Annotated in this window: 8 protein-coding genes and 2 pseudogenes; 7 read left to right on the top strand and 3 right to left on the bottom strand. The window is 74.3% G+C overall.

The features are described 5' to 3' along the window. The first annotated feature begins 5 nt into the window (after positions 1-5). The 6 genes and pseudogenes from ACNAW0_RS11410 (at position 6) to ACNAW0_RS11385 (ending at position 8,827) form a co-directional block, all read left to right on the top strand. A complete protein-coding gene (locus tag ACNAW0_RS11410) occupies positions 6-551 on the top strand; it encodes a TIGR00730 family Rossman fold protein (protein ID WP_416287748.1) in 546 nt (181 codons plus the stop codon). A gap of 138 nt (positions 552-689) precedes the next feature. After that, positions 690-4,310, top strand: a complete 3,621-nt coding sequence (locus ACNAW0_RS11405) for an ATP-dependent helicase (protein WP_416287747.1) — start codon at positions 690-692, stop codon at positions 4,308-4,310. 115 nt (positions 4,311-4,425) lie between these two features. Further along, a pseudogene (locus tag ACNAW0_RS11400) lies at positions 4,426-7,131 on the top strand (ATP-dependent helicase); the annotation flags it as partial. A gap of 144 nt (positions 7,132-7,275) precedes the next feature. Continuing rightward, positions 7,276-8,010: pseudogene (locus ACNAW0_RS11395) on the top strand (PD-(D/E)XK nuclease family protein); the annotation flags it as partial. A gap of 195 nt (positions 8,011-8,205) precedes the next feature. After that, positions 8,206-8,409 carry a cold-shock protein gene (locus ACNAW0_RS11390; protein ID WP_416287746.1) on the top strand — a complete coding sequence of 68 codons (204 nt, stop codon included), beginning with the start codon at positions 8,206-8,208 and terminating at the stop codon, positions 8,407-8,409. Positions 8,410-8,614: 205 nt separating this feature from the next. Then, positions 8,615-8,827 carry a hypothetical protein gene (locus tag ACNAW0_RS11385; RefSeq protein WP_416287745.1) on the top strand — a complete coding sequence of 71 codons (213 nt, stop codon included), beginning with the start codon at positions 8,615-8,617 and terminating at the stop codon, positions 8,825-8,827. A gap of 9 nt (positions 8,828-8,836) precedes the next feature. On the opposite strand, the gene ACNAW0_RS11380 is transcribed toward ACNAW0_RS11385, so the two are convergent. From ACNAW0_RS11380 to ACNAW0_RS11370, 3 genes are read right to left on the bottom strand one after another with little or no spacing between them, the layout of a single operon-like run. After that, entirely contained in the window at positions 8,837-9,721 is an 885-nt protein-coding gene (locus ACNAW0_RS11380) for an ABC transporter permease (RefSeq protein ID WP_416287743.1), read from the bottom strand. Beyond that, positions 9,711-10,487: an ABC transporter ATP-binding protein gene (locus ACNAW0_RS11375; RefSeq protein WP_416287742.1), complete on the bottom strand. Its 777-nt coding sequence runs from the start codon at positions 10,485-10,487 to the stop codon at positions 9,711-9,713. Before ACNAW0_RS11375 ends, ACNAW0_RS11380 begins: the two co-directional genes overlap by 11 nt. Next, positions 10,484-11,545, bottom strand: a complete 1,062-nt coding sequence (locus tag ACNAW0_RS11370; RefSeq protein ID WP_416287741.1) for an ABC transporter substrate-binding protein — start codon at positions 11,543-11,545, stop codon at positions 10,484-10,486. The genes ACNAW0_RS11375 and ACNAW0_RS11370 overlap by 4 nt, the downstream gene beginning before the upstream one ends. Positions 11,546-11,696: 151 nt before the next feature. Between ACNAW0_RS11370 and ACNAW0_RS11365 the strand changes: the two genes are divergently transcribed. Then, entirely contained in the window at positions 11,697-13,007 is a 1,311-nt protein-coding gene (locus tag ACNAW0_RS11365) for a M16 family metallopeptidase (protein ID WP_416287740.1), read from the top strand. Positions 13,008-13,024 lie beyond the last annotated feature (17 nt).

Raw genomic sequence — 13,024 nt, 5'->3', positions numbered from 1 at the left:
CCCCGGTGGCTGCGATCTGCGTGTTCTGTGCGTCCTCCCGTACCCTCGACCAGCGCTGGCTGGACCTGGCGGCCGAGACCGGCGCGGAGCTGGCCCGGCGCGGGCACATCCTGGTCAGCGGCGGCGGCTGCGTCGGCATGATGGGCGCGGTGGCGGACGGCGCGCGGGCCGCCGGTGGCCACACGCTCGGCGTGATCCCGCAGGCCCTGGTCGACCTGGAGGTCGCCGACCTGGTCGCCGACGAGCTGCTGATCACCGACGGGATGGCCAGCCGCAAGACGCTGATGATCGAGAAGTCGGACGCGTTCGTCACCCTGCCGGGTGGGCTCGGCACCCTCGACGAGCTGTTCGAGGTGTGGACGACCGCCACCCTGGCCATGCACGCCAAGCCCATGGTGCTGGTCGACGCGGACGGCTTCTACCGCCCGCTGCTCGACTGGTTGGGCACTCTCGCCGACCGCCACTTCGTCAAGCCGGCGGGCCTTGACCTCCTCCTGGTCGCCGACACCGTCCCCGCCGCCCTGGACCTCCTCGAATCCCACCTCGCCTGACGCCACCCACCTCGCCGCGTTGATCATGAAGTTGTTGCCCTGCGCGTCGGGGTGGCGTGGCAACAACTTCATGATCGACGTGAGCTGGGGGCGGGTGGGGGACGGGGGGTGTCGTAGGGGCGTGGTGGGATGTGGGGGATGCAGGCGTTCCGGTTGGTGCGCCGGCCTGGCGGGGCGGCGACGGGGGTCGGCCGCGACGGCGGGGCGGGGCAGGGGGTCGGCCGGTCCGGAGGGCCGGCCGGAGTGGAGCCGCGATCCGGAGGGTCGACGGGCGATGCCGCACACCCGCCGTCGCGCTGGCCGGATGCGGGGCAGGCCGAGGTGGTCGCACACACCGCCGGGCCGATGCTGGTCGTCGGCGGTCCCGGCACCGGCAAGACCAGCACCCTGATCGAGGCGGTCGCCGCGCGGGTGGCCGAGGGAGTCGACCCCGAGCGCATCCTGGTGCTCACCTTCGGCCGGCGCGGCGCCACCGACCTGCGCCACCAGATCGAGGCGCGGATCGCCGGCGCCGGCCAACTTCACCCGGGCGGGCGGGCGGCCAGCAGTCCGCCCGCGGCGAGCAGCACCACGACCCGACCCGCCCGGGTGGTCCGCGAGCCGCTGGTCCGCACCTTCCCGGCGTACGCGTTCGGCCTGCTCCGCCGGGCCGCCGCCGAGCGGGGCGAGCCGTCGCCCCGGCTGCTCACCGGCCCCGAGCAGGACCTGATCATTCGTGAGCTGCTCGACGTGGTCGGCGAGGAGCCGGGCGACGACCCGGTCGACTGGCCGGAGGACCTGCGGCCGGCGCTGCGGACCAGGGCGTTCGCGCAGCAGTTGCGCGACCTGCTGATGCGCGCGGCCGAGCGGGGCGTCGGCCCGGTCGAGCTGGCCCGGCTGGGGGAGAAGCTGGGCCGCGCCGATTGGCCGGCCGCCGCCCGCTTCCTGCGGGAGTACGTCGCCGTCCTCGCCCTGCGCGACGTGAGCAACCGCGGCTCGATCGCGTACGACCCGGCCGAGCTGGTCCGGGCCGCCACCGGCATGCTGCGCGACGATCCGGAGCTGCTGGCGGCCGAGCGTCGCCGGCTGGCCCACGTCTACGTCGACGAGCTGGCCGACACCGACCCGGCCCAGCTCGACCTGCTCGCCGTCATCGCCGGCGGGGGCAAGTCCCTGGTCGCGTTCGCCGACCCGGACTCCTCCACGTATGCCTTCCGCGGCACCGATCCGGCCGGCGTGACCACCTTCCCGCACCGGTTCCGCACCTCCTCCGGAGCGCCCGCCGCGCAGGTCCAGCTGGCGATGTCCTACCGGGCCGGCCCGGAGCTGCTGGCGGCGACCACCCGGCTGGCCCGCCGGCTGCGCGGGCCGGCGGCGCACCGGCGGCTGCGCCCGCTGCCCGACGCCCCGCCGAGCACCGTCGAGGTACGCACCTTCCGCTCGGCGACCAGCGAATCCGCCTGGCTGGCCCATGCCCTGCGCGAGGCGCACCTGCTCGACGGGGTGCCCTGGTCCCGGATGGCGGTGCTGGTCCGCTCCGCCGGCCGGCAACTGCCGTCGTTGCGGCGCGCCCTGCACACCGCCGGCGTGCCGACCGTGGTGCACGGCGAGGACCTGCCGCTGCACCTCCAGCCCGGAGTGGCCCCGCTGCTGCTCCTGCTCCGCTGTGCCCTCGAACCCGACCGGTTGGACGAGGAGGCGGCGGTCGCCCTGCTGCACTCGCCGCTGGGCGGTGCCGACCCGCTCGCCGAGCGGCGGCTGCGTCAGGGGCTGCGTGCGCGCGCGCTGGCCGCCGGCGACCGTCGCCCCTCCGGTGAGCTGATCGTCGAGGCGCTGCGCGACCCGGCCGAGCTGGCCGCCATCGAGCGGCGCTGGGCTGCCCCCGCGCAGGCGGTGGCGCACCTGCTGGCGACCGCCCGGCAGGTTGCGGCCAAGCCTGGGGCCACCGCCGAGGACGTGCTCTGGGCGGTGTGGCGGGAGAGCGGGCTGGCCGAGCGCTGGGCGGGGGCGATCACGCGCGGCCGGGCGGCCACCGGGGAGCACGAGACCGCCCAGCGCTGGCGGGCCGAGGCCGCCGACCGGGACCTCGACGCGGTGCTGGTGCTCTTCGACGCGGCGGCCCGGTTCACCGACCGGCTGCCCGGCGCGCGTACCGAGGTCTTCCTCGACCACGTGTTCGGCCAGGACCTGCCGGCCGACACCCTGGCCGCCAGCGCCGACCGGGGCGACGCGGTACGCCTGCTCACCGCGCACGCGGCCAAGGGCCTGGAGTGGGACCTGGTCGCGGTCGCCGGGGTGCAGGAGGGCGTCTGGCCGGACCTGCGGCTGCGCGGCAGCCTGCTCGGATCTGAGCGGCTGGTCGACGTGCTCGCCGGCCGGGCCGACGGGACCGGGGTCCGGGCCAGCCTGGTCGGGCAGACCTCGGCGCTGCTCGACGAGGAGCGCCGGCTGTTTCACGTCGCGGTCAGCCGGGCCCGGCGTCGGCTCCTGGTCACCGCGGTTGCCTCGGCGGCGGTGGGCGGCGACGACCACGAGGAGCAGCCGAGCCGCTTCCTGCACGAGCTGGCTGCCGCCGAGCCGCCCCCGACCGGCGGCGGGGCGGCCCCGGCCAGCCCGGATCCGGCACCCCGGCCCACCGGTCCGCGAACCACCCCCGGCACGGACGGCGCCCCGTCGACCGATCCGGGCGCGGGCGCCGCGCCGAGCGGGTCGGGCGCCTCGGACGGGCCGGTGCCGGCCGGCGACGAGGAAGCGCAGGACGAGCCGCTGGCCGTACTCCCGGTCAGCCTGCCGCCGCGCGGGCTCACCCTGGCCGCGCTGGTGGCGGAGCTGCGTACCGCGGTCACCGACCCGGCCACGCCGCCGACCCGGCGGCACGCGGCGGGGGCCGAGCTGGCCCGGCTGGCCGCCGCCGGGGTGCCCGGCGCGCACCCCGACGACTGGTGGGGGCTGCGCGGCCTCTCCGACGACCGGCCGCTGGTCGACGAGGGCGACCCGGTCCGGGTCACCCCGTCGGCGATGGAGAGCGCCCTGCGGTGCAGCCTGCGCTGGCTGCTGGAACGGCACGGCGGCAGCGCCCCGGCCAGCGCCGCGCAGGGGGTCGGCAACCTGGTGCACGCCGCCGCGATGCTGGCCGAGGACGCCAGCGTCGACCGGGCCACCATGCTGGAGTACGTGGCCGCCCGGTTCGACGCGATCGAGCTGGCCGCCCGCTGGATGGTCGGGCCGGAACGCGCCCGCGCCGAGGCCATGGTGGACAAGCTGCTGCGCTGGCTGGCCGGCAACCCGCGCCGGCTGCTCGCCATCGAGCACGAGTTCGCGGTACGCCTCGACGACCCGCACCGATCGGTCGAGCTGGCCGGCCGGGTGGACCGGCTGGAGGTGGACGCCGAGGGGCGACTCGTGGTGATCGACCTGAAGACCGGCAAGTCGACCGCGGTCACCGAGCGGGAGGTGGTCGAGCATCCGCAGCTCGGGGCGTACCAGGCGGCGGTGGAGGCGGGGGCGTTCGCCGAGTTCGGCGACGAGTCCGGGGGCGCCGCGCTGGTGCAGCTCGGCACGAGCGCCAAGGACGCCAAGGAGCAGACGCAGGCCGCCACCGGAGCAGGGCCGGAGGCCGGTTGGGCCACCGCCCTGGTCCGGCGTACCGCGGACACGATGGCCGCCGCCACCTTCGCTGCCGTCGCCAACTCGAAGTGCCGGGTCTGCCCGGTCCGGACCAGCTGCCCGGTCTCCGGACAGGGCCGACAGGTCGTCGAGCCACCCACGGAGAACCCGTGAGTGCGAGGAGTGAGCCGACCTTGCGAGCCCCGCAGTCGCGAACGAAGAAGGCGCCTGTGAGCGCGAGGAGTGAGCCGGTCTTGCGAGCCCCGCAGTCGCGAACGAAGAAGGCGCCGTGACGACCCAGCCGACCCTGTTCAGCAGCCTGACCCCGGCGCCGCGGACCGCCGACGCCGGGCCGCGCTACACGCCCGTGGAGCTGGCGAAGCTGCTCCGGCTGCCGGCGCCCACCCGGGAGCAGGCGGCGATCATCGCCGCGCCGGTGGAGCCGCTGCTGGTGGTCGCCGGCGCCGGCTCCGGCAAGACCGAGACGATGGCGGCCCGGGTGGTCTGGCTGGTGGCCAACCAGTACGTGCGGCCCGAGCAGGTCCTCGGCCTCACCTTTACCCGCAAGGCCGCCGGCGAGCTGGCGCACCGGGTGCGTACCCGGCTCGACCAGCTCATCCGCCGGCTGGGCCGGCGGGGCCGAGACCCGTACGACGATCCCCTGGCCGGCGAGCCGACGGTGTCGACCTACCACTCGTACGCCGGGCGGATCGTCACCGAGCACGGGCTGCGCGCCGGGTACGAGCCGACCACCCGGCTGCTCACCGAGGCGTCCCGCTGGCAGCTCGTCGACCTGATCGTGCGCAACTACGACGGCGACATGTCCGAGGTGGACCGGATGCCCAGCACCGTCACCGACGCGGTGCTGGCCCTCGCCGGGGAACTGGACGAGCATCTGGTCGAGCCGGACGTGCTGGCGGCCTGGACCGGCCGGTTCTTCGCCGAGGTGCAGACCCGCCCCGGCCGGGTCTACGCCGACGTGAAGAAGGCGTTGCAGCTCCAGCGGACCCGGCTGAAGCTGCTGCCGCTGGTGCGGGCGTACGCGCGGCGCAAGGACGACTTCGAGGCGATGGACTTCGCCGACCAGCTCGCCCGGGCCGCCCGGGTGGCCCGGGACCACCCCGCCGTCGGCGTGATCGAGCGGGACCGGTTCCGGGTGGTGCTGCTCGACGAGTACCAGGACACCAGCCACGCCCAGGTGGTGCTGCTCAACGCGCTCTTCGGTGGCGGCCACCCGGTCACCGCGGTCGGCGACCCCTGTCAGTCCATCTACGGCTGGCGCGGCGCCAGCGCCGGCACGCTGGACCGGTTCCCCGCCGAGTTCGCCCGCGCCGACGGCGCGTCCGCCCAGGTGCTCGGCCTCACCACGAGCTGGCGCAACCGCCCCGAGATCCTCGGCGTCGCCAACGCGCTCTCGGTGCCGCTGCGGGCGGCCGGCGCCCGGGTGCCGGAACTGCACGCGGCGCTCACCGTCAAGGACCCGATCCCGCACCGCAGCCCTCGCGGGCAGGCCGCCGGCACCGTGCACTGTGCGCTCCTGGAGACGTACGCCGACGAGGCCGAGTGGATCGCCGACAGCGTGCTCGCCGCCTGGCGCGGGGTGGCCGGGATGCCGGACGCGCTGCCTGAGCACATCCCGGTGCCCCGGCGACCCACCACCGCCGTGCTGGTCCGGTTGCGCAGCCAGATCCCCGCCATCGAGTCGGCGCTGCGCGCCCGGGGCCTGCCGGTCGAGGTGGTCGGTCTGGGCGGCCTGCTGGACACCCCCGAGGTCCGGGACGTGGTCTGCACGCTGCGGGTGCTCGCCGACCCCACCGACGGGGCGGCGCTGCTGCGGCTGCTCACCGGCGCGCGCTGGCGGATCGGGCCGCGCGACCTGGTCGCCCTGCACCGAAGGGCGAAGGCCATCGCGAAGGCCCGCCGGGAGTTGGCCGGCGATGGCGGGCCGGAGATCACCGTGGACGCGCTGGACGAGGCCACGCTGGTCGAGGCGCTGGCCGACCTCGGGCCGGCGCAGGCGTACTCCGCCGAGGGGTACGCCCGGCTGCGGTCGTACGGGATGGAGCTGGCGCTGCTGCGTTACCGGCTGGACCAGTCCCTGCCGGAGCTGATCGCGGACATCGAGCGGACCATCGGCCTGGACGTGGAGGTGGCGGTCCGGGCCGGCCGGGACGGCACCGGCGACGCGGGTCTGGCCCGCGGGCACCTGGACGCGCTCGGCGACGTCGCGGCCCGGTTCAGCGGCGAGACGCCGGGCGCGACCCTGGCCGGTTTCCTCGCCTACCTGTCCGCCGCGGAGGACGAGGAGCGCGGCCTGACTCCGGGCGAGGTCGAGGTGGTGGAGGGTGCGGTGCAGATCCTCACCGCGCACGCCGCCAAGGGGCTGGAGTGGGACGTGGTGGCGGTGGCCGGGCTGACCCGGGGGGTCTGGCCGGGGCCGGTCCGCAATTCCGACCACTGGCTGGGCGGGTTGGGCGTGCTGCCGTTTCCGCTGCGCGGCGACGCCGACGGGCTGCCCGAGCTGGGCCTGGCCGGGGCGGAGGACCAGCGCGGGGTGGCTCGGGCGCTGGCGGACTTCACCGACGCCTGGCGGGCGCACGACGAGCGGGAGGAGCGCCGGCTGGCGTATGTGGCGGTGACCCGGCCCCGGCGGCTCTTGCTCTGCTCCGGGTACTGGTGGGGGGAGGGCACGAAGAAGTTCCGCGGCCCTTCGGTGTTCCTGCGCGAGGTGCACGACGCCGGCCTGGCCGACGCGGCCGGGCACCTGGTCGACGAGTGGGCGCCCGAGCCGGCCGGGGACGCGGTGAACCCGACCACCGAGGTGGTGCTCCGGGCGGAGTGGCCGGCCGACCCGCTCGGCGCCCGCCGGCCGGCGCTGGCCGGGGCCGCCGCGCTGGTCCGCCGCTACCTCGCTGATCCCGAGGCGGCCCGCCGCGAGGCAGCCGGGCTCGCGACAATCGACACCGAGGCGACGGAAGCCGAGCCGGCGGACGACAGGACGGGGATCGCGTCGGCGCCCGGGACCGCGTCGGCGGCCGGGGCCGCGCCGGTGACCAGAATCGCCTCGGCGGCCGGGATCGCGTCGGCGGCTGGGATCGTGTCGGCGGCCGGGGCCGGGGCCGGGTCTGGCGAGGGCGGCGAGCGGCGGGGGGACGATCCCGAGGTGGCTCGCTGGCGGCGGGAGGCCGACCTGCTGCTGGCCGAGCGGGCGGAACTGGCCCATCGGGCGGAGGCGGTCGAGGTCGAGCTGCCGGGGCACCTGTCGGTGACCCAGCTGGTGGCGCTGCGGCGCGATCCGGTGGCCCTGGCCCGGACGCTGCGCCGCCCGATGCCCGCCGAGCCCAACCCGTACGCTCGGCGCGGCACCGCCTTCCACGCCTGGCTGGAGCAGCGCTTCGGTGCCGATCGGCTGCTGGACGTGGATGAGCTGCCCGGCGCGGCGGACGACGACGCCGCTCCGGACGAGGCGCTCACCGAGCTTCAGGAGCGCTTCCTGGCCAGCGAGTGGGCCGAGCGGATGCCGGTGGAGGTCGAGGTCCCGTTCGCCACCGTGATCGCCGGCGTGGTGGTCCGGGGCCGGATGGACGCCGTCTTCGCCCGCCCCGGCGGCCGGTACGACGTGGTCGACTGGAAGACCGGCCGGCAGCCCACCGGGCGGGAGGCCGAGGCAGCGGCGGTGCAGCTCGCGGTCTACCGGCTGGCCTGGGCCGAGCTGGCCGGCGTGCCGGTCGACCGGGTGGGGGCCGCCTTCCACTACGTCCAGGACGGGGTCACCGTCCGTCCGTCCGACCTGCTCGACGCCGACGGGCTGACCGCGCTGATCGCCGGCGTGCCAGAAATTCCGAGCGAGGCCGAACTGCCCCACCAGCCGTGATACCTTTGGCGGCGTTGCAGTTTTGGTTTCCAGAGACTCTGTGTGCGCCTGGCGGATTGTGGCCCCAGGCGCACTTTGTTGTGTCCGGAGTGCTCCGGGCGGGGCGACCAGCAGCGACAGGTGCGCCGGGTGGCGCACCACATCCCGGCCCGCGACAGGCGTGGGCCGGACCGTTCCGTCAGAGGAGACGAACAAATGGCCATCGGCACCGTCAAGTGGTTCAACGCTGACAAGGGCTTCGGCTTCATCACCCCGGACGGCGGCGGCGCCGACGTCTTCGCCCACTTCTCGGCGATCCAGTCGTCCGGCTACCGGACGCTGGACGAGAACCAGCGGGTCGAGTTCGAGGTGACGCAGGGCCAGAAGGGCCCGCAGGCGGAGAACATCCGCCCGCTCTGACCCACGCCTTCCGGCGCCGGCACGCTCCGGCGCCGGTATGCGCAACATCGGGGAAACTGCTGCCTCAACCTCAGTGGAGGCAGCAGTTTCCCCGAAATTGTTGTGTCACCACGCGTTGCGTCGGGGATCGGCGCCGGCGGCGTCCGAAAGGCGACAGATCCGTGCGTCCGTCCCGGGTGATGCTGGCATCTGGGGAAGAGGCCGGGTGGGCGCGGAAGGGGTGACCATGGCGGGCGAGGTCGACTCGGGGGCGGCGCACGAGCTGCTGCTGGTCCTCGCGGTCGCGGGACTCGGTCTGGCGCTCGCCATGGTGGTCGCGTTCGGGCCCTGGCATCCGGCCTCCGCCGGTTCCGCCCGGGTCGGGCTGGTCGAGCTGCACAGCCCGCCTGGCCGAGCGGCCGGGGCCACCGCGGGTTGAGGCCCGGCGTCAGTCGCCGGCCTGGTCCAGCACGCCCCACCGGCGGCGGATCGCCTTGTCGGCCGCGCCGAAGGCGGCGTCCACGCCGAGCCCCACCAACAGGATGACGATCATGATCGCCATGAGCCGGGGCGCCTCGCTGAGCTCCCTCGCGTAGGTGAGCTGTGCGCCGATCGAGGTCCGGGTGGCGATGACCACCAGCAGCTCGCCGGCCATCAGGCTGCGCCAGGCGAACGCCCAGCCCTGCTTGAGCCCGGCCACGATGGCGGGCAGCGCGGCCGGCGCGATCACGTACCGGTACAGGTGGAGCCCCCGGGCACCGAGGTTGCGGCCTGCCCGCACCAGCAGCGGCGGTACGTAGTCGACGCCGTGGATGACGCCGTTGGCGACCGACGGCGCCGCGCCGAGCACCACCACGAAGAAGATCGCCTGCTCGCTGAGCTGGAAGAGCAGGATGGCCAGCGGGAACCACGCGATCGACGGCATGGTCTGCAGCGCCGTGATCATCGAGCCGAGCGCGGCGCGCAGCACCTTCACCCGGGCCACGGCCAGGCCGAGCACCAGCCCGACCGTGACCGCGGCGGCGAAGCCGACGGCGGCCCGCCGGCCGGTGGTGGCCAGGCCGTCCCAGAGCGCCGAGCTGACCAGGTAGTCGCCGAGGTCCGTGAAGACCACCGCCGGGCCGGGCAGCGCCCACGGGTCCTTCCAGCCGGTCCACACCACGGCCTGCCAGAGGGCGATGGCCAGGGCCAGCGCGGCCAGCTTGGGCCACAGCGTGGACCAGGCCCGGCGCAATCGGCCCGGGCCGTGCGCGCGGCCCGCGATCTCCAGCGCATCCAGCCCGGTGATCTCCGCGGGGGTACGCGAAGACCCGGCGAGCGTGTCACTGGCCATGACGGCCCACCTCCGTACGCAGCCGGTCGGTGACCTCGGCGGCGATGGTCGCGACCTCCGGTGAGTCGATCCGCCGGGGCCGGGGCACGTCGACCCGGGTGGACCAGATGACCCGGCCGGGTCGGCTGGAGAGCAGGATGATCCGGTCGGCGAGTCGGGCCGCCTCGCGTACGTTGTGCGTCACGAAGAGCACGGTGAGCTGGCGTTCGGACCAGATCCGTTCCAGCTCGTCGTGGAGGATGTCCCGGGTCATCGCGTCGAGCGCGCCGAACGGCTCGTCCATCAGCAGCACCGACGTGTCCAGGGCGAGGGTACGGGCCAGCGCGACGCGCTGCCGCATGCCGCCGGAGAGCTGATGCGGGCGCCTGCGGCCGAAGTCGGCCAGGTGGACCGTACGCAGCAGCTCGGCGACCCGCGCTCGGCGCTCGTCCCGGGGCAGTCCCCGCAGCTTGAGCGGCACGTCGACGTTGGCCTCAACGGTGAGCCACGGGAACAGGGCCGGCTCCTGGAACATCAGGCCCGGGTTGACGTCGCCCAGCTCGATCCACCCGCCGCTGGGGCGGTCCAGCCCGGCGACCAGGTTGAGCAGGGTGCTCTTGCCGCAGCCGGAGGCGCCGACCAGGCAGACGAACTCGCCGGGGGCGACGTCCAGCGACACCCCGTCCAGGGCCAGGACGGCGTGCTCGCCCTGGCCGTACACCTTGGTCACGTCGCGCAGCGCGACCGAGCCGGTCGCGCCGCGCGGGGTGGTCGTGGTCGTCGTCACGGCTGGGTGACCTCGGGCTTGCCCTGCGCCTTGAGCGCCTCGTTGAGGTACCGCAGGTCGTACAGGCCGGTGAGGTCCACGGGCTGGGTCAGCTCGACGGCGACCGCGTGGTCCAGGCCGGTCTTCAGCGAGGACGCGATCGGGTCGTTCGTGAACTCCAGCGTGGGCCAGGCCTGCTTGATCAGCTTGACGTCCAACGGCTTGCCGGTGATCTTGCCGATGTGGTCGGAGACGGCCTGCTGGGCCTCGTCCGGCTTGCTGGTGACGAAGTCGTTCGCGGCGACCTGCCCCTCGACCAGCTTCTTCACCACCTCCGGGTGGGACTTCAGGAACTTGGTGCTGACGATCAGGTTGGTGATGACGAATTTTCGGTCCGGCCACAGGTCGCGCTCGTCGACCAGCACCTTGCCGCCGGCGTTGACCAGCCGGGAGACGTACGGCTCGGGCACCCAGGCGCCGTCGATCGCGCCGCTGACGAAGGTCTCCACCGTCTGCGCGTTCTCCTGCGGGACCACCTTCACGTCGCCACCGCCCTCCTTGGTGGTGGTCAGGCCCTTCTCCTTGAGCCAGTAGCGCAGCGCCACATCCTGGGTGTTGCCGAGCTGCGGGGTAGCGATTTTCTTGCCGCGCAGCTGCTCGGCCGAGGTGATGCCCGGCTTGACCACCAGGGCGACGCCGCCGGAGGCGGCGCCGGAGACGACCCGGACCGCCTGGCCCTCGGACTTGGAGAAGGCGTTCACGGTCGGGTTCGGACCGAGGTATGTGGCGTCGAGCGCGCCGGAGAAGAGCGCCTCGATGGCGGCCGGGCCGGCGTTGAAGGTCTTCGTCTCTAGCCTGACGTCGCTGCCGAGCTTCTCGGCGAAGATCCCTTTCTCCACCCCGACCACGGCCGGCGCATGGGTGATGTTCGGGAAGTAGCCGAGGCGCAGGGTCACCGGATCGGAGCCGCCGGCGGCGTCGGTGTCGTCGCCGCAGGCCGCCGTGGTGCCCAGAGTGGCCGTGCCGATCACGGCGAGGGTGGCCAGCGAGACCAGCCGGCGGAAGGGGAGACGTCTCATCGTGCGTCCAATCCACAGTATTCCTACTTACTTGATAGGGATAGTGGGTGCAGCTGGGGAGCGGCGTCAAGACCCATCCACGATCCGGGACGGCCGGAATGCCGGGCCACACCGGCGGTGCGGGCGGTGTCGACGCGTTAGGGTCAAACTCGTGCCGACGCGCAGAGCGACAATTCCAGCGACGAAGTACCCGGTCGAGCGGTTCACCCTCGACAACGGCCTGCGGGTGGTGCTCACCCCCGACCGCAGCGCTCCGGTGATCGGGGTGGCGGTGGTCTACGACGTCGGCATCCGGTCCGAGCCGGAGGGCCGCACCGGCTTCGCCCACCTCTTCGAGCACCTGATGTTCCAGGGTTCGGAGAACCTGGAGAAGCTGGCCCACTTCCGGCACGTCCAGGGTGCCGGCGGCACCTTCAACGGATCCACCCACCTGGACTACACCGACTACTTCGAGACCCTGCCGAGCAACGCGCTGGAACGGGCGCTCTTCCTGGAGGCCGACCGGATGCGCGGCCCCCGGCTGACCGAGGAGAACCTGCGCAACCAGGTCGACGTGGTCAAGGAGGAGATCCGGGTCAACGTGCTCAACCGGCCGTACGGCGGTTTTCCCTGGCTGACCCTGCCGCCGGTCATGTTCGACACCTTCCCCAACGCGCACGACGGCTACGGTTCCTTCGACGACCTGGAGTCGGCCACCGTCGCCGACGCCGCCGACTTCTTCCGGCGCTACTACGCCAGCGGCAACGCGGTACTCGCCGTCAGCGGGGACATCGACGTGGCCGAGGCGACCACGCTGATCGAGCGACACTTCGGGGACGTGCCGGCCCGCCCCGCCCCGGCGCGGCCCGACTTCGCCGAGCCGGAACTGACCGCCGAGCGGCGCACCTCGTACACCGACAAGCTGGCGCCGCTGCCGGCGGTGGCCGGGGCCTGGCGGGTGCCCGACCCGGTGACCGACTTCGCCGGCTACCTGCCGTACGTGGTGCTGGCCGAGGTGCTCACCGACGGGGACGCGTCCCGGCTGGTCGAGCGGCTGGTCCAGCGGGACCGCACGGTCACCAGCCTCGGCGGTTACCTCGGCTTCATGGGCGACCCGTTCGACGTGCGCGACCCCACCGCGCTGTTGCTCCAGGCCCACCTGCCGCCGGCCGGGGACGTGGACAAGGTGCTGCGCACCATCGACGAGGAACTGGACCGGCTTGCCACCGACGGGCTGACCGCGGGGGAGTTGGCGCGTACCCAGGCCCGGATGGCCACCCACCTGTTGCGGGACACCGACGCGGTGCTCGGCCGGGCGCTACGGATGGCCGTGCTCGAGCAACAGCGCGGCGAGCCGGGCCTGCTCAACGAGCTGCCCCGGCTGGTCGGCGAGGTGACCGAGGAGCAGGTCCAGGCCGCCGCCACCACCCTGCGTCCGGAGCGCCGCGCGTCCATCGAGGTCATCGCCGGAGGTGCCCAGTGAGCGCGAGGAGTGAGCCG

The sequence above is a fragment of the Micromonospora sp. SL1-18 genome (genome assembly GCF_047921505.1).
Lineage (GTDB): Bacteria > Actinomycetota > Actinomycetes > Mycobacteriales > Micromonosporaceae > Micromonospora.
The sequence above is the reverse complement of the archived record's forward strand: the minus strand, read 5'-3'. Positions and strand labels throughout refer to the sequence as shown.